The organism is Heliomarina sp. (assembly GCF_052826185.1).
Genome location: NZ_JBRBUI010000054.1, coordinates 924,679 through 947,035 on the forward strand (window position 1 = coordinate 924,679; position 22,357 = coordinate 947,035).

At 60.8% G+C, this 22,357-nt stretch carries 24 protein-coding genes; 17 read left to right on the forward strand and 7 right to left on the reverse strand.

What is annotated here, in order from left to right; genetic code table 11:
- Positions 1-30: 30 nt before the first annotated feature.
- Both ACU0FH_RS22520 and der read left to right on the forward strand, forming a co-directional pair.
- A complete protein-coding gene (locus ACU0FH_RS22520; RefSeq protein WP_446196907.1) occupies positions 31-1,428 on the forward strand; it encodes an outer membrane protein assembly factor BamB family protein in 1,398 nt (465 codons plus the stop codon).
- Positions 1,429-1,480: 52 nt separating this feature from the next.
- Complete coding sequence (gene der / locus ACU0FH_RS22525; protein ID WP_446196908.1) at positions 1,481-2,947, forward strand: ribosome biogenesis GTPase Der; 1,467 nt, start codon at positions 1,481-1,483, stop codon at positions 2,945-2,947.
- Between the two features lie 148 nt (positions 2,948-3,095).
- Here the strand turns inward: der and ACU0FH_RS22530 are convergent, their stop codons facing one another.
- On the reverse strand, positions 3,096-3,545 hold the full coding sequence (locus ACU0FH_RS22530; RefSeq protein ID WP_446196909.1) for a MarR family winged helix-turn-helix transcriptional regulator: 450 nt from the start codon (positions 3,543-3,545) through the stop codon (positions 3,096-3,098).
- Between the two features lie 65 nt (positions 3,546-3,610).
- Between ACU0FH_RS22530 and ACU0FH_RS22535 the strand changes: the two genes are divergently transcribed.
- The 5 genes from ACU0FH_RS22535 to ACU0FH_RS22555 all read left to right on the forward strand — a co-directional run bounded on the left by ACU0FH_RS22535 (position 3,611) and on the right by ACU0FH_RS22555 (position 7,306).
- Positions 3,611-3,985 (forward strand): VOC family protein, encoded by a 375-nt coding sequence (locus ACU0FH_RS22535; RefSeq protein WP_446196910.1) that lies wholly within the window; start codon positions 3,611-3,613, stop codon positions 3,983-3,985.
- A gap of 4 nt (positions 3,986-3,989) precedes the next feature.
- Positions 3,990-4,436, forward strand: a complete 447-nt coding sequence (locus ACU0FH_RS22540) for an EVE domain-containing protein (protein ID WP_446196911.1) — start codon at positions 3,990-3,992, stop codon at positions 4,434-4,436.
- Between the two features lie 212 nt (positions 4,437-4,648).
- Positions 4,649-5,278, forward strand: a complete 630-nt coding sequence (locus ACU0FH_RS22545; protein WP_446196912.1) for a MarC family protein — start codon at positions 4,649-4,651, stop codon at positions 5,276-5,278.
- 121 nt (positions 5,279-5,399) lie between these two features.
- Entirely contained in the window at positions 5,400-6,380 is a 981-nt protein-coding gene (locus ACU0FH_RS22550) for a fatty acid desaturase (protein ID WP_446196913.1), read from the forward strand.
- 260 nt (positions 6,381-6,640) lie between these two features.
- Complete coding sequence (locus ACU0FH_RS22555) at positions 6,641-7,306, forward strand: helix-hairpin-helix domain-containing protein (RefSeq protein WP_446196914.1); 666 nt, start codon at positions 6,641-6,643, stop codon at positions 7,304-7,306.
- Positions 7,307-7,354: 48 nt separating this feature from the next.
- Here the strand turns inward: ACU0FH_RS22555 and ACU0FH_RS22560 are convergent, their stop codons facing one another.
- The 5 genes from ACU0FH_RS22560 to ACU0FH_RS22580 all read right to left on the reverse strand — a co-directional run bounded on the left by ACU0FH_RS22560 (position 7,355) and on the right by ACU0FH_RS22580 (position 12,917).
- Entirely contained in the window at positions 7,355-7,711 is a 357-nt protein-coding gene (locus ACU0FH_RS22560) for a VOC family protein (RefSeq protein ID WP_446196915.1), read from the reverse strand.
- A 4-nt stretch (positions 7,712-7,715) separates the two neighbouring features.
- Positions 7,716-8,426 (reverse strand): hypothetical protein, encoded by a 711-nt coding sequence (locus ACU0FH_RS22565; protein WP_446196916.1) that lies wholly within the window; start codon positions 8,424-8,426, stop codon positions 7,716-7,718.
- Entirely contained in the window at positions 8,423-9,715 is a 1,293-nt protein-coding gene (gene serS, locus ACU0FH_RS22570; RefSeq protein ID WP_446196917.1) for a serine--tRNA ligase, read from the reverse strand. Before serS ends, ACU0FH_RS22565 begins: the two co-directional genes overlap by 4 nt.
- Before the next feature lie 73 nt (positions 9,716-9,788).
- A complete protein-coding gene (locus ACU0FH_RS22575; protein WP_446196918.1) occupies positions 9,789-11,561 on the reverse strand; it encodes a pentapeptide repeat-containing protein in 1,773 nt (590 codons plus the stop codon).
- A gap of 81 nt (positions 11,562-11,642) precedes the next feature.
- Entirely contained in the window at positions 11,643-12,917 is a 1,275-nt protein-coding gene (locus ACU0FH_RS22580) for an arylsulfotransferase family protein (protein WP_446196919.1), read from the reverse strand.
- 437 nt (positions 12,918-13,354) lie between these two features.
- Between ACU0FH_RS22580 and yajC the strand changes: the two genes are divergently transcribed.
- From yajC to ACU0FH_RS22630, 10 genes are read left to right on the forward strand one after another with little or no spacing between them, the layout of a single operon-like run.
- On the forward strand, positions 13,355-13,639 hold the full coding sequence (yajC, locus tag ACU0FH_RS22585) for a preprotein translocase subunit YajC (RefSeq protein ID WP_088632677.1): 285 nt from the start codon (positions 13,355-13,357) through the stop codon (positions 13,637-13,639).
- 33 nt (positions 13,640-13,672) lie between these two features.
- Positions 13,673-15,334 carry a protein translocase subunit SecD gene (secD, locus tag ACU0FH_RS22590; RefSeq protein WP_446196920.1) on the forward strand — a complete coding sequence of 554 codons (1,662 nt, stop codon included), beginning with the start codon at positions 13,673-13,675 and terminating at the stop codon, positions 15,332-15,334.
- A gap of 1 nt (position 15,335) precedes the next feature.
- Entirely contained in the window at positions 15,336-16,304 is a 969-nt protein-coding gene (secF, locus tag ACU0FH_RS22595; RefSeq protein WP_446196921.1) for a protein translocase subunit SecF, read from the forward strand.
- Entirely contained in the window at positions 16,297-17,049 is a 753-nt protein-coding gene (locus ACU0FH_RS22600; protein WP_446196922.1) for a sulfite exporter TauE/SafE family protein, read from the forward strand. Before secF ends, ACU0FH_RS22600 begins: the two co-directional genes overlap by 8 nt.
- A 28-nt stretch (positions 17,050-17,077) precedes the next feature.
- Positions 17,078-17,431 carry an Mth938-like domain-containing protein gene (locus ACU0FH_RS22605; protein ID WP_446196923.1) on the forward strand — a complete coding sequence of 118 codons (354 nt, stop codon included), beginning with the start codon at positions 17,078-17,080 and terminating at the stop codon, positions 17,429-17,431.
- 46 nt (positions 17,432-17,477) lie between these two features.
- Positions 17,478-18,092, forward strand: a complete 615-nt coding sequence (gene ccmA, locus ACU0FH_RS22610) for a heme ABC exporter ATP-binding protein CcmA (protein WP_446196924.1) — start codon at positions 17,478-17,480, stop codon at positions 18,090-18,092.
- Entirely contained in the window at positions 18,089-18,745 is a 657-nt protein-coding gene (ccmB, locus tag ACU0FH_RS22615) for a heme exporter protein CcmB (protein WP_446196925.1), read from the forward strand. Before ccmA ends, ccmB begins: the two co-directional genes overlap by 4 nt.
- Positions 18,746-18,790: 45 nt before the next feature.
- The gene (locus tag ACU0FH_RS22620) at positions 18,791-19,543 is read left to right on the forward strand and encodes a heme ABC transporter permease (protein ID WP_446196926.1); all 753 of its coding nucleotides are present in this window, start codon (positions 18,791-18,793) and stop codon (positions 19,541-19,543) included.
- Complete coding sequence (gene ccmD / locus ACU0FH_RS22625; RefSeq protein WP_198952229.1) at positions 19,540-19,710, forward strand: heme exporter protein CcmD; 171 nt, start codon at positions 19,540-19,542, stop codon at positions 19,708-19,710. The genes ACU0FH_RS22620 and ccmD overlap by 4 nt, the downstream gene beginning before the upstream one ends.
- Positions 19,703-20,236 carry a DsbE family thiol:disulfide interchange protein gene (locus ACU0FH_RS22630; protein ID WP_446196927.1) on the forward strand — a complete coding sequence of 178 codons (534 nt, stop codon included), beginning with the start codon at positions 19,703-19,705 and terminating at the stop codon, positions 20,234-20,236. The genes ccmD and ACU0FH_RS22630 overlap by 8 nt, the downstream gene beginning before the upstream one ends.
- 3 nt (positions 20,237-20,239) lie before the next feature.
- On the opposite strand, the gene ACU0FH_RS22635 is transcribed toward ACU0FH_RS22630, so the two are convergent.
- Positions 20,240-22,270 (reverse strand): oxidoreductase, encoded by a 2,031-nt coding sequence (locus ACU0FH_RS22635; RefSeq protein ID WP_446196928.1) that lies wholly within the window; start codon positions 22,268-22,270, stop codon positions 20,240-20,242.
- Between the last annotated feature and the right edge of the window lie 87 nt (positions 22,271-22,357).

Consider the following 22,357-nt stretch of genomic DNA (forward strand, 5'->3'; position numbering starts at 1 on the left):
GGATGGAAGTGACAGGACAGGCAAGACGTTATGATTGGACCGTTTAATTTCTCGCGGGCGCTGCATTCTTCCATCGCGATTCCGCCTCGCCAGAACCGCAGGCTCGCGCAGCGCGGTCTTGGTCTCTGTGCGGTTGCCCTGCTGACCCTGTCGGCTTGCGGCGAAAAGGAAGTCATCCTGCCCGGTGAGCGTGAAACCATCCGCCCCGAGGTTCAGGACGGTCCGCTCACCCCGAAGCCCGATGAAATCGACAATGTTTCGCGTGCCATCTCCATTCCGGGGCAGGTGGGCAATGCAAGCTGGCAGCAGGCGGTCGGCACCCAGTCGAACCGAGTTTCCAACGCGCGTCTGCGCGTTGCGCCGCAGCAGGTCTGGTCTACCAGCATCGGCTCGGGTGACGGTCGTCGCGTGCGCATCACCGCCGACCCTGTGGTCGCGGGCGGTCTGATCTACACGCTCGACAGCGGCGCGCTGGTTTCCGGCGTGACGCCCTCGGGGCAGGTGGCATGGCAGACCAACCTGATTCCTGCCACCGACAAGGAAGAGCAGGGCACTGGCGGCGGCATCGCTTATGACAACGGTACACTCTATGTTTCTTCCGGCTATGGCCGCCTGACCGCGCTCGATGCCAAAACGGGCGCGATCCGCTGGCAGCAGAAACTCGGCGCCACCGGCAGCGGCACGCCGCTGATCGACGGTGGGCTGATCTATCTGGTGGCAGGCGACGACACCGGCATGGCAATCCGTACCTCGGATGGCAGAATTGCATGGGAAATCAAGGCCGTGCCCAGCGTGGCGAACGTTCTCGGCGCCCCCGCACCCGTCATAGCGGGGCCCTACGTGGTCTTCGGGTTCGGCTCGGGCGAACTGATCGCCGCCTTCCGCAAGGGTGGCACCCAGCGCTGGAGCGCCACCGTCGCCGGGAAACGCATCGGCAGCGCCGCGAGCCGTATCGGCGACATCACCGGTGCGCCGGTCGTTTCGGGCAACACACTTTACGCGGGCAACAAATCGGGCCGTACCGCAGCCATCGACATTAACAGCGGCGCGATCCGCTGGACTGCCCGTCAGGGCGCGATGAGCCCGGTCTGGCCGGTAGGTGGCAGCGTCTTCGCGGTGACCGACCTCAACCAGCTTGCGCGGCTCGACGCCAACAGCGGCGACACGATCTGGGTCCGTGACCTGCCTGCCAACGTCAAGGAAAGACCCAAGAAACGCGGCCCCGTCTACGGCAACTACGGCCCCGTCCTCGCGGGCGGACGGCTTGTCGTGGCCTCGGGTGACGGCTACCTGCGCTTCTACGCACCCGACAACGGCGCGCTTGTCGCAACCGTGCCGATCGAAGGCGGGGCCACCACCGGACCGGTCGTTGCGGGCAATACGCTCTACGTGGTCAGCTCCGACGGAAAATTGCACGCTTTCCGTTAGGCTCGATATGCGCTAAAGGGCGCATTCGTCTTACTCGAAAGTGCTCAAGGCCATGTCCTTTACTCTCGCCATCGTGGGCCGTCCCAACGTGGGCAAGTCCACCCTTTTCAACCGCCTCGTCGGCAAGCGTCTTGCGCTGGTCGATGACCAGCCCGGTGTGACCCGCGACCTGCGCGAAGGCGCGGCGCGTCTTGGTGACCTCAAGTTCACGGTGATCGACACCGCCGGTCTTGAAGAGGTCAACGACGACAGTCTTCAGGGCCGGATGCGCCGTCTGACCGAACGCGCGGTTGATATGGCCGATATCTGCCTTTTCATGATCGACGCCCGCGCCGGGGTGACGCCGACCGACCAGATGTTCGCGGAAATCCTGCGCAAGCGCTCGGCCCACGTCATTCTTGCCGCCAACAAGGCCGAAGGGTCCGCCGCCGACGCGGGCGTTATCGACGCCTGGGGCCTTGGCCTTGGCGAACCGATCCGGCTCTCCGCCGAGCATAACGAAGGTCTGAACGACCTCTATGCCCAGTTGATGCCGCTGGCCGACGCCTTCGAGGAACAGGCCGAGCAGGACGCGCCCGAAACCGACGTGACCCTCTCGGACGAAGTGGACGAGGACGAGGCCGCCATCGGCGCGCCCAAGCCCACCAAGACCAAGCCGCTGCAAGTGGCCGTAGTGGGACGTCCCAACGCGGGTAAATCCACGCTCATCAACAAGATCATCGGCGAAGATCGCCTGCTCACAGGTCCCGAGGCGGGCATCACCCGCGACTCGATCTCGCTTCAGGTCGACTGGAACGGCACCCACATCCGCCTGTTCGACACGGCTGGCATGCGCCGCAAGGCCAAGGTGCAGGAAAAGCTCGAAAAACTCTCCGTCTCCGATGGTCTGCGCGCAGTGAAATTCGCCGAAGTCGTCGTGGTTCTCCTTGACGCCGCGATCCCCTTCGAACAGCAGGATCTCCGCATCGCCGACCTTGCCGAGCGCGAAGGCCGCGCGGTGATCATCGCCGTCAACAAATGGGACATCGAAGAGGAAAAGCAGGAAAAACTGCGCGACCTCAAGGAAAGCTTCGAACGCCTGCTGCCGCAGCTGCGCGGTGCCCCGCTGATCACGGTCTCGGCCAAGACGGGCAGGGGGCTCGACCGCCTGCACGATGCGATCCTGCGCGCCTATGATGTCTGGAACCGCCGCGTGACCACCGCACAGCTAAACCGCTGGCTAACGGGTATGCTCGAGCAGCACCCGCCCCCGGCCCCGCAAGGCAAACGGATCAAGCTGCGCTACATGACACAGGCCAAGACAAGGCCACCGGGATTCGTTGTCATGTGCTCGCACCCAGACAAGATGCCGGAAAGCTATTCGCGCTATCTGGTCAACGGGTTGCGGCAGGACTTTGACATGCCGGGCACCCCGATCCGCCTGCACATCCGCTCGCAGAACGACAAGAACCCCTACAAAGGCCGCAAAAAAGCCGCGCCCAGCAAGCTGCGCAAGCATACCGAAGGGCGGCGCAAGTAGCGCTGCGCCTGATACTTTGCTTGCCATGTGTTGGTAATCGCGGCTGACTTTGCCGCGATCACCAACGATGAACCTTGGCCGCCATAAATTCGGTCAAGCCACCGGTTTGCGGCTGAAATTAACTGCGATGCAGCCCGGTATCCATGATCTAGGATAGCGCATCGGCGATCCTCAGCAGCATCGCGGCGGCGTCCGGCGATGCCGCTTCGCGGGCGATCTTCTCCGTTTCAAGAACCGAGCGATGCGCCTTTGACAGCACGTCCTGTCCTTTTTCCGTAAGCTGCGTGCGCTGGATACGGCCATGCTCCGCATCCGGGCTCCGCTCGATAAGGCCCGATCTGTCAAGTTTGACCAGCATCGATTGCATGGTCTGCGGAGTAACGAAAGCCCGCCGCGCCAGACGCGCGTTCGAGGCGCCCGGCTCGTCCTCGAGGCTGCACAGAACATTATATTGCGGCGCCGTGAGACCAAAACCCTTTAGCTGCCGGTCCATATGCAGGCGCAGCGCCTGTTGCGCCCGCTTGATCGCATAGCCGAGCGACTCCTGTGGTACGAATGGGGTGTCTTCTGGCGATGTTGGTGTTTTGGCGCTTTTCATATCAGCAGGCTTATATTATATCAGGTCCCTGATACTAGCGTTCCCCCCCGAGAAAGACAATCCACATGCCCCATCTCATCGGCCCTGACTTCATCGGCTTGCAGGTCGCAGATCTCGACTCCGCTCGCGCCTTTTACACCGATACTGTCGGTCTCACTCCCGCATCTTTCGCGCCTCCGGGTGCGGTTGTGTTCGACACCAGGCCGATCCCTTTCGCCGTCCGCACCCCGGTGGTTGAACTCGAGGCAACGCGCCCTCTCGGTCACGGGATTTCCCTGTGGTTCGGCTGCGATGACGCCGATACGCTGCATGATCATCTCGAGGCAAAGGGCGTGACAATTGCCTTCGCGCCCAAGGACGGTCCCTTTGGTCGCTACTTCGCGTTCGAGGATCCGTTCGGATATACGATCACTGCCCACACCGTTGCGCAGGAAGGTTGAACCCATGACCTGCTGGATCGGTGTTGCCTCCGCGGATCACGTCAGCGCAGGTGTCGAAGGTGGCTTTGCGCAACTGGGACACGGCAGGCACGATGCCGTCAAGGCGCTGCACCGGGGCGACTGGCTCGTCTACTATTCTCCGCGCGAGGGCATGCGAAAAGGCGCGCCTGTCCAGGCGTTCACGGCCATCGGCCGCGTCACATCGGACGAGCCCTATCACGCGGCTCAGTCAATGGACTTCAACCCTTATCGAGTGAATGTCGATTACTTCCCCGGCGTGACGCCCGCCCCGATCCGCCCCCTGCTTGGTGTCCTGAGCCTGACGCGCGATCATATCGATAACTGGGGGCTTCTGATGCGCGGCCCCAAGCGGAAGATCACACCCGAGGACATGCGCTGCATTGCGAAAGCCATGGGCCTCCCGCCCGATAATCTGGCCCGTATCGAGTAATCGCTATTCCCCAATGGGTGGCGTCTGGGATCACAGCGCCGCAAGCCACCCCACTCGAAACTCAGGCAACCAAGCACGCTTCGCCGTGCCAAAACGCCGCGACCAACCCCGGTCTCGACTGTTCCGCGCCTGTGCCGCCTTGCATCCAGCACAAACCCTTGGCAAGACAGGGTCAACGTCCCCTAAACTATTATGTCAGGCACAAAAATCCGGTGAACTGGACCGATATCATACGCGAATTCATCACGCTTTTCGTGGTCATCGACCCCATCGGGTCGATTCCGGTCTTTCTCTACGCCACCGCCAATGTGCCCCATCGGCTGCATCGTGCCTATGCGCTGCGCGCCATCCTGATCGCCATGCTGGTACTGCTCGGCTTCCTCGTCGGCGGGCAGTTCCTGTTCGAGGCGCTTGGCCTGCGGCTTGGCACGTTCCAGATCGCGGGCGGCATCGTGCTGATGCTCTTCGCGCTGACCATGATCTTTGGCGAGTCCAAGGCCGCGCGGGAAATCGACGAGGCGGCCCATGACGACCTGTCCGGCGCGGTATTCCCGCTCGCCATTCCCTCGATCGCCTCGCCCGGCGCCATGCTCGCCGTCGTGATCCTGACCGACAATCACCGTCAGCCGCTCGAGGATCAGGCAATCACTGCCGGTCTGCTGATCCTCATTCTCGCCTTCACCTTCGTGCTGTTGCTTTTGGCCACCAGAATCCAGAAACTGATCGGCTCCACCGGCTCCAGCGTCATAAGCCGCGTGATGGGCATTATCCTTGCCACGGTGGCCGTCGATTCAATCCTGAGCGGGCTCGAAACCATGGGTGTCCTGAATCTAAGCGCCTGATCGCCGCGCCACGCAATTTTAAGTCCGATCAAATTGAAAAATATTAAGAAAGTGTTAAGTTGCGCGCATAGGTATAGTCGCGGCAAATTTCTGCGCGCAGATGCGACAGGCAAAGCAAGACATGAATCTCCGAGAGCACACCCGCAAGTATTGTGACAAGGACAACCGGCTGGCATCGCTAAGCTATTTCGGCACATTCGCGGTCTATTTCACCTCGCTCTATTTCGCGATCACGCAGATCGAGGTCTGGTATATCGCCGCGCCGATGATCCTGATCCATGCGTTTTCGGCCGTGCGGCTTTACGTTTTGCAGCATGACTGCGGCCACCATTCCCTGTTCGAAACCCGCCAGCAAAACGAATGGGCCGGGCACAGCCTGTCGCCGTTTACCTTTGCGCCGTTCGAAGTGATGAAGCAGAACCACAACCTGCACCATGCCAATATCGGCAATCTCGAACATCGCGAAACCGGGGAAATCCACACGATGACCTTGCGTGAATGGAACGACGCCGGGTTCTGGCAACGCCTGCAATATCGGCTCTATCGCAATCCCTTCGTGCTGGTGCCGCTGGGCTCGCTCTTTACCTATTTCATCCGCTACCGCTGGCCCAAGAACACCACCCTTTTCGGTGTCCAAGGTGTGCTGCTTCATAACCTCGTCATCGCGGCCTATATCGGCTCGCTCTACGCTCTTTTCGGGTGGACCGGCGTGCTGGTCTGGCTGGGGGCGAGCTTTCTTGGTGGCATGATCGGCGTCTTCCTCGTCTATCTCCAGCATAATTTCGAGGACACCTATTGGGATCGCCGTCCTGATCTCGACCCGCAAGTCGCGGCGTTACAGGGGTCTTCCTGTCTCGATTTCGGCTGGGCCTTTGACCATATCGTCGCCTGCATCACGCTGCACGATATCCACCACTTCAACGCGCGGATCCCCAGCTATCGCCTGCGCGCCTGCCACTATGCCTTGCCTAACGACATCGCGCCCCGCCGCATCAAGTTCCCCGAGGCGGTGCGTGCGCTCAACCTCAAGCTATGGGACGAGGATCAGCAGCGCCTGGTGCCTTTCCCGTCCTCGGGTCAGGCCGCGCCGCTGAACGCCTGAGGAGCGGGGCTCAGAAATCCGCTCAGAAAAGTATAACTTTTGTATATACAATAGATAGCTTTGTGATACATGTGCCTTTGCCGCACAGCAGATGGCTGTTGGCATGAAACTGAAATTTAAGGAACATACGCATGGCGAAGAAAGCTAAGATCAAGGAACTGAAGGCCGAGGTCAAAAAGCGCGAGAAGAAGGTTGCCCGCCAAGAGAGCAAGCTCAAGTCCGCCAAGAAAGCGCTTAAGAAAGCGGCCTGATCGGCGCGATTGCGGGGCGGCGCAGGGCTCACTTGTCCGCCCCACAGAAAAGGACTGAACATGACAGCATTGAATGAAGTTAACGGAATTGGCCCCTCTCTTGCGGAGGCACTGGTAAAGCACGGCTTTGACAGCGCCGAAAGCATCGCCGCCGCCACGCCCGAAGCACTGGTCGCTGTACCGGGCATCGGCGCCGCCAGCGCGCCACGTCTGATCGAAGCCGCCAAAGAGGTTGCAGGTGGCACCGACGCCCCCGCGCTCGATCCCGCACCCGAGCCGGAACTCGTGACGCCCGTTCCCGATCCTGTCGTTCTTGCCGAACCGGCCAAAGACAATGGCGAGCCAAAGGCCGAGCCGGAACCGGAGATTCCGACAGCAGCGAAACCCGCGAAAAAGAAACCGGTCAAAAAGTCGAAAAAGACCGACGACAAGAAAAGCAAAAAGACCAAGTCGGACAAGAAATCGAAGCCAGAACCCAAAAAGTCTGACGTAAAGAAGTCTGACGTAAAGAAGTCGGAAAAGAAGAAGTCGGAGAAAGAAAAATCCGACAATAAAAAAGACGCCAAGAAGAAACTGGAAAAAGCGGCGAAAAGGATGTCGGACAAGCTCAAGGCTCTTAAAAAGAAACTCTCAAAGAAATCCAAACCGTCGAAGAAGAAAAAAACCTCGAAGTAATCGGGCAAATGGCACTGGTCCGTTCGTCAGGACGCACGGACCGCTTCTCTACCGAAACGCCCGTCCGGAAATCGACAGAGCATTGCCGCTCGGGTCTTTCAGATTGGCAAAGACGTAACCATTCGCATGGTGCAGAGGCCCGACCTCGACACCGCTCTCAATAAGTGTAGCGCGCATCGCCGACACGTCCGCTACGTCAAAGACCAGCTTGAGTTGCACCTGACCCTGTTTTTGCCCCTTGCCAGCGGGGTGCAAGAGCAGAACCAACCCATCGCCGGGAGGGCGCAATTCCACGATCCGATCCGTCGGATCGTTCAACACCTGATACCCGAAATGGCTCTCGTAAAAGGCAGCGGTCTTCTCAACCTGACGGCAATAAAGAATTGCGCGGTCCAATGTCGTCACCGGCTCAGCCCGTCAGCCGCCAGAGCGTTGGCACAGCGATCACCAGCGCGCCAATAGCCGCCAGCCAGAACACCGCCGGATTGCCGCCCCAGTTCGACACCGCCACCCCGATCAGCGCCCAGACCACGGCGACCCCGTAGGCGGGTGAACTTCCCGTGCGCCGCAGCACAAAGATGGCGATGACCAACGCCAGCAGGAGGGCGACAATCGCCGCCTCCCGCTCGCTCGTCAGTCCATAGCCCGCCAGCACGATCCCCAGCGCCACGCAGGACGCGGCAGTCAGCCATCCTGCGTAAAGCCCAAGCGGCGCACGCGCCCAGCCGATATCAAGCAGCGGCGCCCGGCGCAGCGCCACCAGCGCGGTGCCCAGCATGATCCAGATCAGCACCGTCGCGGGCAGGGGAGCGACCTCTGCCACCGGTAGCCAGACGGCACCCACCCCGACCGAGGCTGCGAGGGCAGGCCGCATCGCCAGCCAGTCCGGCGCATTGCCGCGCCAGATCAGCCCAAAGACCGCGCTGATCAGCAGCCAGGCATAGATCACGCCCCAGATCGAAAACGCATAGCCCGAGGGCTGCACCATCGGATCGACCTGCGGCACCGGGAACTGCCCGGACTCGAACCCGCGAAACCCGGGCGTCAGCAGCGGCGAGGCGACAAATGCCAGCGTGGCCGCCGCGACCACCCATGCCATCGGCTCGGGCAGGCGTCTCATGACAGGGTGCCCTCGGCGCTCAGCATGGTCTTGCCGCCCAGATAGGGCGCAAGAACCTCGGGCAGCTTGACCGAGCCATCCGCCTGCTGGCCGTTTTCCAGCACCGCGATCAGGCAGCGCCCGACGGCAAGGCCGGACCCGTTCAGTGTATGCACGAACTCGGGCTTGCCACCGCCCTCGGGACGGAACCGCGCGTTCATCCGCCGCGCCTGGAAATCGCCCGTCGTCGAGACCGAGGAGATCTCGCGATAGGCATCCTGACCCGGCAGCCACGCCTCGATATCATAGGTCCGCTTGGCGCCGAACCCCATGTCGCCGGTGCAGAGGATCACCGTGCGGTAAGGAATGCCAAGCTTCTCCAGCAGACCCTCGGCACAGCCCAGCATCCGCTTCTGCTCGGCGTCACTCTCGTCTGGATGGGTCACCGACACCATCTCGACCTTCTCGAACTGGTGCTGGCGCAGCATCCCCGCCGTATCCTTGCCCGCGCTCCCCGCCTCAGACCGGAAGCACAGCGTATGCGCCGTCATCCGTACCGGCAGCGCGCCAGCATCGACGATATCGCCCGCCACGGTATAGGTCAGCGGCACCTCGGAGGTCGGCACCAGCCACCAGCCATTCGTCGTCTGATAGCTGTCCTCCCCGAATTTTGGCAGCTTGTCCGTGCCATACATCGCCTCGTCGCGCACCAGCACGGGCGAGTTCATCTCGACCAGCCCGTTCTCATCCACATGCGTGTCGATCATGAACTGCGCAAGCGCCCGGTGAATCCGCGCCACCGCCCCCTTGAGCATCACGAAACGCGAGCCGGAAATCTTCGCCGCCAGCTCGAAATCCATCGAGGCCGCGACGCCCGCGATCTCGTAATGCTCCTTGGGCGTGAAATCGAACGCAGGCTGGTCGCCCCAGCGCTTTACCTCGACATTATCCTCTTCGCCGCCGCCATCGGGCACATCGCTCGCGGGGAGGTTGGCGATGCGCGCCAGCATATCGCTCAGCCTGGCATCCAGCTCCTTGGCCTCGGCCTGCATCTCCGCCACTTGCGATTTCTTCTCGGAGACCAGCGCGCGCAGCCGCTCGAACTCGGCCTCGTCCCCCTTGGCCTTGGCCGCCCCTACCAGTTTCGAGGCCCGGTTCTGCTCGGCCTGCGCCTCTTCGGCCGCCTGTATCCGCGCCCGGCGCTCGCCATCAAGCGCAAGCAGCTCCGACGACACCCCCGCATCCCCCCGCCGCGCCAGAGCGGCGTCGAAAGCTTCGGGGTTTTCGCGAATGGCACGAATGTCATGCATGTCTTGGTCCTCGGATCCATGAGTCGGTTCGCCGCCTTATGCCTCATGTTGAAAGAGGAGGGTAGGGGGAGGCTCAGTCCTTGCGCTTGTCCCATGTAGACGGGTCGTCCGGGTCAAACCCAATCTCTTTCTGGAAGGCGTGCCAGGCGGCTATGAATTCTTTTTCGGTTTTGTAAGAGCGATGGAAATGCTCTGGCACTTCGACGCCTTCCGGAAATTTTACGGTTGAGTCACCAAAAACCTCGCTGAGGTCGACCGTAAAATCAGGTATCATGGTAAAATCAACATCTCTTAACGACGCTCCTCGGAGATTGGCGGCTTTGAAAGATGATGATTTGTTGAATTGTGCTCCGCTGAGGTCAGCACCACTGAGTTGTGTCTCACTTAAGTTTGCGCCTTGCAATTGTGCTTCTCTGAGATCTGTGTTCTGCATTCCAGCGCCAGTGAGGTTCGCTCCTTGCAACTGAGTTTCCCAAAGACGCGCGCCTTGTAACTGCGCCCACTTGAGATCTGCTCCCTGCATCTGAGCAAGCAACAGATCAGCTCCCTGTAGTTGCGCCTCTCTCATGTAGCTTCGCTGCAGATGGGCGAAAATAATGCTAGCACCCTGTAGTTCTGCTTCCCTGAAATCGACTCTTTGCAGTTGCGATGACCGAAGGTTTGCATACTTCAAATCTGCAGATGCAAAGTTGAACGGCGAAATATGGTTGAGTTTTATATCCCATTGCTTTTGCCAATTGGATGCGAACTCTTCTTCTTGTTCTCTAAAAAAAGTGTAGCAATCTACACCCTGAGTTCTGCCAATTTCCATGTTTTCGCAATACTGTTTGCGTTCAATCGTCAGAACTAAAGAAGTCTCGTTGTCGTCTGAAGTAGCCTCACCGCAGACACTTGGGTTCATGCTTCTACTGCCGCACCATCGGGAGCGATAGGAAATTCGATCTAATTCTGGAGTCAGCCAAGTTGACGGCACATTTGAGAAATTTGCGCCTTCTAAGTTGGCAGTACTTACGAGCCAGGGAAAGGGTTTTTGAAATAGTTTCTGGGAGTTTATTTTCTGATTTAATGCGCCGATAGAGAATGCGTATTGGGTCAGTGTATCATCCGTTCGCAACCATCCCCACAATGGGAACGCGAGCAGCGCGATAATATTTAGGAGTTTTAGTAAAGATATCGAAACGCTATAGGCGGTGCTACGGCGTTTCATAAGATGGACAAATCGCATCCAGCTCACTAACCCAAACTGTATTGAAAAAATAAGAGGAATTAAATTGCAGAGGTGAGTAAGAGTTCCAGAATGAAACACCGCAGAGCGATACCAAAAAACGAACAATATCGCTGGTGTGCCGAAAAACGCGAGGATAATATTAACCCAATTACATAAAATATGTAACCGGTCTTGCGGCAGGTGTGTTGTTTTAGGTTTTGCCAACGCAAAATCGCTAACTAGCCAGGGTGTTATGCGGTCAGAAGCCGAATCGCCTTCATATCTATGCGGTAATTTTGCCAACGCTTCCCAATGTTTCATGAGGTGCATATGAAGATACACATAAATAAGCGCTCCCAGACATGGCGCGATTGCCATGAATAGAAATGTCGGCACAGTGACGTTTACTAATGGTAGAGTAGTCTGGCGCTCGGGGACGAAGAAATCAACGTCCTCGATACCCACCAATGTGACACCAACAAACGCCATGTAGGCGAGCAACCCAACCCAGATACCTCTTGAGGCGCGTGTCGTTTCATTGACCCGCTTGATGCTGATTTCTTGCCGAGAGTGGTCTAATCGGTGCGAATCCAAACGAACGCGAAGCCTCTCCCTTTGTTTTTCGAGCGCCTTTGACATTTAACGATAATTCCCCCTAACTAGTAACATGACGCCAAGCCGCATCACTGCCAAGCCCGGAATGTCAGGAGTCCGCCCCGTTCACTCTGCTACACAATTCGGTACCGTTTCGTAATAATCCTCCGGCAGCCACACCGCGTTGAACACGCTCGCGTTCACCCCGTCGCCCGCGATATTGTTGAACTCGAACACGATCTCCCCGTTCTTGGAAATCTCCACCACACGGCCCTGCGTCGGGACGGTGATCAGGTGCGCGCCCGAGGGGAGGCGCTGCTGTTTTCCCTGCCACGGGCTGTACCACGCGGAATCCGGCGGCGTATGGAAACGCCGGATATCGCCGCTTGCCGGGTCGACCGAGATGATCCCCGACCGCCCGCGCCCGGTCGCATTGTCATAGACCTCGATCCGGCCTAAGGCGGTGAAATCCGGATCGTGCTGGCGGATCCACGGCCCGTAGGCGGCCCATTTGAAGGCAAGGCTTTCGGGGTCGAGCACGGCGACGAGGTCCAGCTCGCGCAGGCTGATCAGCAGATCGCCCGGGCTGAAATCCGGGAAGGCCGGTGCAAATTCACGGCGCAGCGGCTCGACGTCATTGGGGTGAAAAATATCGTCCTCCAGCCCGCGCCGGATCTCACGGACCGGAGACAGCCTGTAACCGTCGGGCAGGGCGAGCATGACCGCGTTGCGCTGGGACGCGGCCTGTACCTCCTCCATCGAAATCTCGCTCAAGTGTTCGCCGGTGTCCGCGTCCATCTGCAGAATGCTCTGCAGCGGGCTGCTGACGGTATCCGGGCTGAACCATGTCCAGAGAGTCCCGTCATCGTCGATGTCGATGGAATGATGATAGACCCCCTCGCGCGTCCAGAGCGGTTCTCCGCAGGCATCGATCCGCGCCATCAGGGGCCCACCCTTGGCGAAATTCACCACGATGCTGCCATCGGGCATCATCTGCATGCCATGCGGGTTGATTTCATGCGTGGCTTCGGTGTCGCCCGAAAGCGCGCGGTAGCTCGTCGGCCAGACATGGACCTGTTCTCCGGACGGGTCGAGCAGCCGCACGGAATAGGTATCAAGCGCGACGTCAAAACCCATGATTGCGCGATAGCCCGGCATGACCTCACCGGCGTCCTTGATGACGGCCCGGGGATCGCCGCTGGTGACATTCGCTTTCATGAACTGGTTCTCGCGGCCCCAATGTCCGAAGCGGCGGTAAAACTCCACCTGCTGGCGCAGCAAAAGAAGATCACGGGTGGGCCAGATGTGGTAATGGCGAAAGGCGAACCCGCTCAAAAAGACCAATAACGTAACGAGGAGCGCAAGGCTCGCTAGAGGGATGATCTTCTCCCGTTTGGACACTGTTCAATTCCTTTCCGGATCAGGGCAGGGCCAAGTGCACCGCCGGTCAAATTCTTGCGCAGGGAAATCGTTCAATATGTAACAGGTGTAGGGCCTGCCTTTGCCTCCCATCAAGGTTTTTCGAGATCGCACAAGCGCTCGGACAGCCGTTGCGCGATGAAAAGCGTCAATCCGTCGGGACTTGCTGAGGCGGGTTTTATGCAGAGAAATGGAGTCGCGTTCTGGGCTGGCGAATGATGTTCCCCCAGGTCAAAAGGGGACGTAATCGCGCGTATTTCGCCGCACCGCGGCGGTGTACAGGGGGTGTACGGGGTGTGTACAGTTGTCACCCCTCTGTTTTCCCGGTTTCCCCGCCTTGCATTGCCCCCCCTCAACGCATAGGTTCCGGCCAAATTCGCGGGGGGAGTCCCCGGCCCAGACAACAAAAGGAAGACCCCATGGAAGGTGGCGCAATCGCCCAGTTTCTCCCGCTGATCCTGATTTTCGCGATCATGTATTTCCTGCTGATCCGTCCTCAGCAGAAGAAGGTGAAAGAGCATCAGGCCATGGTCGAAGCCGTGCGCCGGGGCGACCAGATCATCACGCAAGGTGGGATCATCGGCAAGGTCACCAAGGTCAAGGAAGACGGTGAAGTCGAAGTCGAAATCGCCGAGGGCGTGAAAGTGCGCGTGGTGAAATCGACCATCGCCAACGTGACCTCCAAGACCGAACCGGCGAAGTAACGCGGCTCTGTAACCATCTGAAAAGGCAGGGCAATGCTCTACATCGATCTCTGGAAGCGGGTACTGATCTGGCTGGTCTGTGCCGCCGGTCTGATATTCGCTCTGCCCAACGCGTTCTATACGCGCGTCGAAACCCATAATGACGCGGTTGCCGCCATCGAGGTGCGCGGCGAGAACCCCGATCTGCTTGCGGCAGAGGCCCAGTGGCCGTCATGGGCGCCGACGGACCTAGTGAACCTCGGGCTCGACCTGCGCGGCGGTGCGCATCTGCTTGCCGAGGTTCAGGTCGCCGAAGTTTACGCAACCCGGCTTGAAGGGTTCTGGCCCAGCCTGCGCGATGCCCTGCGCCCGGAACGCGATACGGTGGGCGGTGTGCGTCGTGTGCCATCGCCGCCGGAAGAGCTTCGCGTGCGCATCGGCAACCCTGACGGGATGGCCCGTGCGCTTGAAGTCGTTCGTGGACTTACCCAGCCTATTCAGTCGCTTAGCGGTGTCGGGTCGACAGATTACGTGGTCAGCGGGCAGGGCGATATCATGGTCGTGACCCTGTCCGAGGCCGAACAGCGCGCCTCGGACGACCGCACCGTGCGTCAGGCACTGGAAATCATTCGCCGCCGGATCGACGCGGTTGGCACCCGCGAGCCCACGATCCAGCGGCAGGGCGCGGACCGGATCCTGATCCAGGTGCCCGGCATCGGCAGCGCGAGCGAGCTGAAAGAGATCATCGGTACAACCGCACGCCTGACCTTTAACCCGGTTATTTCGCGGGGCGGAGACCCGGAGGCCAATGCCAGCCCCGGTGAGATGGTCGTGCCTTCGCTTGACGAGGAGGGCCAGTATTACACGATCGAAACCGCGCCCGTCGTTTCCGGCGACGAACTGGTCGACGCGCAGCCGTCGTTCGATCAGAACGGCCGCCCGGCGGTGAATTTCCGTTTCAATACGACTGGCGCACGCAAATTCGGTGACTACACGCTTGAAAACATCGGCCAGCCCTTTGCCATCGTCCTCGATGATGAGGTGATCAGCGCCCCGGTCATTCAAAGCCATATCCCCGGCGGTTCGGGTATCATCACCGGTCGCTTTACGGTCGAGGAAAGCACCAATCTTGCCGTGCTGCTGCGCGCCGGTGCCCTGCCGGCCGAGCTGACCTTCCTCGAAGAGCGGACCATCGGCCCGGAACTCGGGCAGGACAGCATCGACGCGGGCAAGATCGCCACGGCGGTCGCCTTTGCTGCCGTGCTTGTCTTCATGGTGCTCAGCTACGGGCTTTTCGGGATTTTTGCCAATATTGCGCTGATCCTCAACATCGTGATCCTTTTCGCGGCGCTGTCGCTCATGGGGGCCACGCTGACCCTGCCGGGCATCGCCGGGATCGTGCTGACGGTGGGTATGGCGGTGGACGCCAACGTGCTGATTTTCGAGCGTATCCGCGAAGAACTCAAGACCGCGCGCGGTCCGGCTCGAGCCATCGAGCTGGGCTATGAAAAGGCGCTGTCGGCGATCCTTGACGCGAACATCACCACCTTCATCACGGCCGTGATCCTTTTCGTCATGGGCTCGGGCCCGGTGCGGGGATTCGCGATCACACTGGGCCTTGGCATCCTGACCTCGGTCTTTACGGCGATCTTTGTCACGCGGCTGCTGATCGTCATGTGGTTCGAACGCCGCCGTCCCAAGACAATCGAGGTTTGATATGCGGCTAAGACTGATCCCCGACGATACGCAGATCGATTTCTTCAAACGCTGGAAACTCTGGTTCGGCATCTCGATGGTGCTGATCGTACTGGCGGCTGTCTCCTTTGGTGTGCGTGGCCTTAACTACGGCATCGACTTTCGCGGTGGCACGACCATCCGGACCGAAAGCAGCACCGATCTTGATATTGCCAGCTATCGGGAAGCGCTGAACGCGCTGAACCTTGGCGACATCACCATCTCCGAGGTGTTCGACCCGACCTTTGACGCCGATCAGCACGTGGCGATGATCCGTATCCAGGCGCAGGACGATCAGGAAGCGGTCAGCGCCGAGCTGATCCAGTCGGTCGAGGACGCGCTCTCGGCCATCGTGCCGGATATCGAATTCGTGTCGGTCGAATCCGTTGGTCCGAAAGTCTCTGGAGAGCTGATCTGGACGGCGGTTCAGGCGGTGACGCTGGCGATCGGGGCGGTGCTTATCTATGTCTGGCTGCGGTTCGAATGGCAGTTCGCGGTCGGGGCGGTGATTGCGCTGATCCATGACGTCATCCTGACCATTGGTGTGTTTTCGGAACTTCAGATCAAGTTCGATCTGGCAATCATCGCGGCGCTGCTGACCATCGTCGGCTATTCGCTGAACGACACGGTGGTGGTCTTTGACCGGGTTCGTGAAAACCTGCGCAAGTACAAGAACCGTCCGCTGAAAGAGGTCCTGAATATCTCGATCAACGAAACGCTCAGCCGTACGATGATGACCTCGCTGACCACGCTTCTGGCGCTATTTGCGCTGATTGCGCTTGGCGGTGACGTGATCCGCGGATTCGTTTTCGCGATGATCTGGGGCATTGTCGTCGGGACCTATTCCTCGATTTTCATCGCGGCGGCGATACTGCTGTACATCGGGGTCAAGCGCGACTGGACCAAGCCGGACAACAACACCGGCAATCAATACGCCAATATCGATGCCTGACTGGATCTCCGGCGTTCTCGCAACGCCGGGGCTTGGCTGGCTCTTCCTGACCGTGGTGGTCGGGGGGCTGGTGCGCGGATTTGCCGGGTTCGGCACGGCGCTCATCATCATGCCGGTGGCCAGCTCGGTGCTGACCCCGGCCGGGGCGCTCACCGTGCTGGTGGTCGTCGATCTGCTGGGACCGATCCCGAACCTGCCGGGGGCCTATCGCACCTGCAACAGAACCGATGTGATGCGCCTTGGGCTTGGCACGCTGATCGCGCTGCCCGTCGGGCTGTATGGCCTGTCCCATATGCCCGAAGAAGTCTTTGGTTGGCTGGTGTCGGTCCTAGTGCTCGCGACCCTGATGGCGCTGATGATCGGCTGGCGCTATCACGGCAAACTGACCCCGCCGCTGATCCTTGGCACCGGCGCGACCGCCGGTGTGCTGGGCGGGGCCACCGGGCTGGCCGGTCCGCCAGTCATCATGCTCTACATGGCCAGCACGCTGCCGGGGGCGGTGGTACGCGCGACATTGCTGCTTTACCTCTTTGTCCTCGATTCCATGATGATCCTTATGCTAGCGGCCTTTGGCATGTTGGATCCCGCAATGGTTCTCATCGGCCTAGTGTTGCTGCTCCCCTTTGTTGCGGCAAACGTAATCGGCGGGCAGCTTTTTAAATTCGGGAGCGAGCGTCAATTCCGCGCGGTGGCCTACACAATCATTGCCGGATCGGCCATTCTGGGACTGCCGCTCTGGCACTGACGGCCAGAGAGAGGCGAAAGGAGAACCCATGCGTCTGAACGAAGTCACTTTCAACGACTCCAAGCCCGTCGACGGCTATGGGCCGGGCTTTTTCCGCATCGGCGGCGAAGTTTATCATGGCACCGTGCTGACCGGTCCCGAGGGTACCGGGTTGTGGGGGGGATATGCCGACCCCGAACCGCTGCTGGCGCTGGCCGGGAAGGTCGATGTGCTCTTTGTCGGGACCGGCGCGGAAATCGCGCATCTGCCCCGCGAGCTGCGCAGCACGCTGGACGAGGCCGGTCTCGGGGTCGAGGTGATGAACTCACCCGCTGCCTGCCGGACCTACAATGTTCTGCTCTCGGAAGGGCGCCGCGTCGCGATGGCGCTGGTCCCGGTCTGACCGCTTTGCTCTTTTGTGCGGCGGGTCAATCGGTTATCGCACATTCATGACGCTGACAGTATCCGATCTTTCGATTGCGCGGGGCGGCCTTCCGGTGCTGCAGGGGGTCTCCTTTGCCCTTGTCCGCGGTGAGGCGCTGGTCTTGCGCGGCCCGAACGGGATCGGAAAGACGACACTGTTGCGCACGCTGGCCGGACTGCAGCCGCCGGTTACCGGTCAGATCGACGGAAACGACGAAACCATCGCCTATGCGGGCCATGCGGACGGGTTGAAACCCACGCTCTCCGTCGAAGAGAACCTGCATTTCTGGGCCGAGATATTTGGCACCAGGGGAATCGAAACGGCGATTGACGCCTATGAGCTGAACAACCTCCGCTCACGCCCCGCTGGTGCTCTTTCCGCCGGACAGAAACGCCGTCTGGGGCTGGCGCGGATGCTGGTCACCGGGCGACCGATCTGGGTGCTGGACGAACCGACCGTGTCGCTCGACACCGGGGCGGTGGCCATGTTCGCGGATGCCGTGCGGGCCCATCTGGGGCAGGGCGGCTCGGCCCTGATCGCCACCCATATCGAGCTTGGTCTCGACGCGCGGGTGCTTGACCTTGGGACCTATCGCGCCAGCCTTCCGGCGCTGGACGATTTCGACGGGTCCTTCGTATGAAGGCGCTGCTGATCAGGGATCTGAAACTCGCGATGCGGGCAGGCGGCGGTTTTGGCCTTGGCCTTGCGTTTTTTCTGATCGTCACCGTTCTGATCCCGTTCAGCGTCGGGCCGCAATCGGTGCTGCTTGCGACCATCGCGCCGGGGGTGCTCTGGCTTGGGGCGTTGTTGGCCTGCCTGCTGTCACTCGACCGGCTGCTGGCGCTCGACTGGGAGGACGGCACGCTCGACCTGCTTGCCACCGCACCGCTGCCGCTCGAATCCGTCGTGACGATCAAGGCACTGGCGCATTGGCTCACGACCGGCCTGCCGCTGGTGCTGATCGCGCCCGGCCTTGGCGTGCTGCTGAGCCTGCCTGCGCCGGGCTACTTCTGGTTGGTGATCTCGCTGCTGGTGGGCACCCCGGCGCTCTCGGTCATCGGCACCTTTGGCGCTGCGCTGACCGTGGGGCTGAAACGCGGCGGTCTGTTATTGTCGCTGCTGGTGCTGCCGCTTTACGTGCCGACGCTGATCTTTGGGGCCGAGGTCGCACGGCGTGGCGCGACGGACATGGAAGCCACCACGCCGCTTTTGCTTCTGGCCGGGATCACCGCCGGCGTTACCGCGCTATTGCCCTTTGCAAGCGCCGCCGTGCTGCGCGTCAATCTGCGCTAGGTTATGTGAATTGTCCCCCTTGCAAAGAGTGGATAGATAAGAGCCATGTCACTGTGGGAATACGCCAATCCTAAGAAATTCCTGACAACGTCAGAGCGGGTTCTGCCCGTGTTCTGGTGGTTGTCGGGGGCCTGTATCGTGATCGGGCTGATCTGGGGATTTTTCTTTACGCCCGACGATTACCGGCAGGGATCGACGGTCAAGATCATCTACCTTCACGTGCCTTCGGCGCTGATGGCGATCAACGCCTGGCTGATGATGCTGGTGGCCGCGCTGATCTGGCTGATCCGCCGCCACCACGTCAGCGCGCTTGCCGCCCGTGCCGCTGCGCCCGTGGGCGCGACGATGACTATTATCGCGCTGGTGACCGGGGCGATCTGGGGCCAGCCGATGTGGGGCACATGGTGGGCCTGGGATCCGCGCCTGACCTCGTTTCTGATCCTGTTCCTGTTCTACCTTGGCTATATCGCGCTCTGGTCCGCGATCGAGGATCCGGATACCGCCGCCGACCTGACTAGCGTGCTCTGTCTAGTGGGCTCGGTCTTTGCGATCCTGTCGCGCTATGCGGTGAACTTCTGGAACCAAGGGCTGCATCAGGGCGCGTCGGTCATGCGGGCTGGGGCGATCACCGGCACCGATACCGAGGAGAAGGTCAGCAATATCTTCTTCTTCCCGCTGCTGGTCTGCATGGTCGGGTTCGTGCTGCTTTTCATCGCGCTTGTACTTTACCGCACCGGCACGGAAATCCGCGCCCGGCGCATCCGTGCCCTGCTGGCGCGCGAAAGGATGGCGGCATGATCCCCGATCTTGGCAAATACGCCGCGACGGTCCTGTCGTCCTATGGCGCGTCGCTTGTTCTGCTGGCGCTGCTGGTTGCAGTGACGCTGTGGCGCGGCCGCAAGGTGCGCGCCGACATGGCCGAGCTTGAAAACCGCCTGAAAACAAAGGCCAATCGCGATGGCTAAAATCTCGCCCCTGATGGTTATTCCGCCGCTCGTCTTCCTCGGACTGGCCAGCCTGTTCCTTGTGGGCATGTTCCGCGACGACCCCGAGGCGTTGCCCTCGGCCCGGATCGGCCAGCAGGCCCCAGCCTTGCAGATCACCGAATTGCCGGGCAAGGCGCTGTTTGACGATGAAACGCTGCGCGATGGCAATCTCAAGCTGGTGAACTACTGGGCCAGCTGGTGCGCCCCGTGCCGTGTCGAACATCCCAATCTTGAAAAGCTGCGGGCCGAGGGGCTGCCGATCTATGGGATCAATTACAAGGATGACCCGGACAACGCGCTGGACTTCCTTGCGGAACTTGGCGACCCTTACGAGGCCGTTGGGGCAGATAATTCGGGGCGCGCGGCGCTTGACTGGGGCGTCTACGGTGTGCCGGAAACCTATTTGATAGACGGCGACGGCAATATCCTGCTGCGCGTCGCCGGGCCACTGGTGCAACGAGTCATCGACAGCCAGCTGCGCCCGGCGCTTGAAAAGGCGCGCTGAGGCTCAGATCGCCCGGCACAGGCGAAACGCCTCTAGCACGGCCGCGTGGATATCCCGCGACGACACCGCATCGCCAATCCGGAAGAGGTGATAGCCCTCAGAATCCGCGTCCACTACCGTCTCGCCCGCGGTCAGTCGCGCCATGTCGAATGCGCCCTTGTTGGCTGAAGCCTCGCGCAGGGCAAGATAGGTGTCATCTACCGGGATCGTCCCGTTTTCGATCACCAGACGGTCGGTCACGCGGGTTTCCGTCTTTCCCGTATAGATATTCGCGAAAGTCGCCGCGATCCGGTTGTCCGCACGCGCGACCGAGACAAGCTGCATGTCCGGCAGCAGGCTGACCCCCGCCTGATAGAACTGCCGCATCGACAGCGGACGCTCGATATTGGTCGCTTCTTCGCCAGCGTTGCGGTCGGGCGTGACAAAGCTCACCCTGGCGCCACGCAGTGCAAGCGTCGTCGCGCCATGCAGACCGGCGATGGTGCCGATCCCGTCGTAAAGCAGCACTTCGCCCTCGGGAGCCTGTCCGCTTTCGAGGACTTCCCACAGCGTATCGGCAAGCTCGGCACCGGGGATCATGTCCTCCATACGGTCGGGCAGGCCGCCGGTTGCGATGATGACGACATCCGGGTTGGACGCCGCGATCTCTTCCTCTCCGGCAAGGCAATTATAGGTGATCGCAACGCCCAGCCGTTCCAGTTCGCTCAGCCGCCAGTCGACGATGCCGATCAGATCGCGCCGTTTGTGCAGTTGCGCGGCCAGCAGCACCTGTCCGCCTGCCTGCGGCGCGGCCTCGAATACCGTCACCGCATGGCCGCGTTCGGCGGCGACCCGTGCGGCCTCAAGCCCGCCGACACCCGCGCCGACAATGGTGACGCGGCGTTTCACAGGGGCAGGTTCAATCGCGTGGGGCAGGACCTTTTCCCGCCCGATAGAGGGGTTGTGGATGCAGCTTCCATGCGCCGAGCAATAGGTCGCGCCCACACAGGGCCTGATCTCGGCCTCGCGCCCTTCGCTCAGCTTTTCCACGATATGCGGATCGGCGATATGGGCGCGGGTCATGCCGATCAGGTCGACCAGACCCTCGGAGATCGCGTAGCGCGCCGTCGCAAGGTCATTGATGCGCGCTGCGTGAAAGGTCGGCAGGCCCACCTGTTTGCGGAAATCCGCGACAAAGGGCAGTTGCGGGGCCAGTTTCACCGCCATGCCGGGCATGTATTCCGATAATCCTACAGCGGTATCGATGCGCCCGTAGGTGAGGTTGAAGAAATCGATCAGGCCAGAGGCTTCGTAAAGATGCGCCATCTCGAGATAATCCGCGTCGGACATGCCGGCGTCCTCGCCTTCGCCCACGGCCATGCGGATGCCGATGATGAAATCCGGCCCACACAGTCGACGCATCTCTTCCAGCGCCTCAAGCCCGAAACGCGCGCGGTTTTCGACCGATCCGCCATAGGCATCGGTGCGCTTGTTCATATGAGGCGACCAGAACTGCCCGACCAGATGGTGATGCACATGCAGTTCCACCCCGTCGAGCCCGGCCTCCTTGCAGCGCCGCGCGGCTTCACCGAATTCCTGCGTGATGCGGCGGATGTCATGGGGCTCGATTTCCTTGGCAAAGCCCCGGTGCAAAGGTTCGCGAAACCGCGAGGGTGCGACCGTTGGCAGCCAATCCTCAGCCCGCCAATGGCTGCGCCCGCCCAGATGGGTCAGCTGGCACATGATCGCGGTGCCGTGTTGGTGAACCCGGTCGGCGAATTGCGCCAGCACCGGGATCACGCTGTCGTCGCGCAGGTTCAGCGCCCCAAAGACCGACCCGGAATCGGGAGAGACATTGGAAGATCCGCCGAACATGGTCAGCCCGATCCCGCCCTTGGCCTTTTCCTCGTGATAGCGCTGGTAGCGGTCCTGCGGCAGACCGTCGACGCCGAAACGGATCGCATGGCTGGTTGAAAAGATGCGGTTTTTCAGCGTCAGTTTCTTGAGGTGCAACGGTTGAAGCAGGGGATCGGCGGCAAGGGCGGGCTGGTACATTCTGGCTCCTGTAGTCGCGGCCATCATGTGCCTCTGATCCGTGCAGTCAATACGCGGCCCCAGCCCAAGCAACGCGAAAAGCGGGAT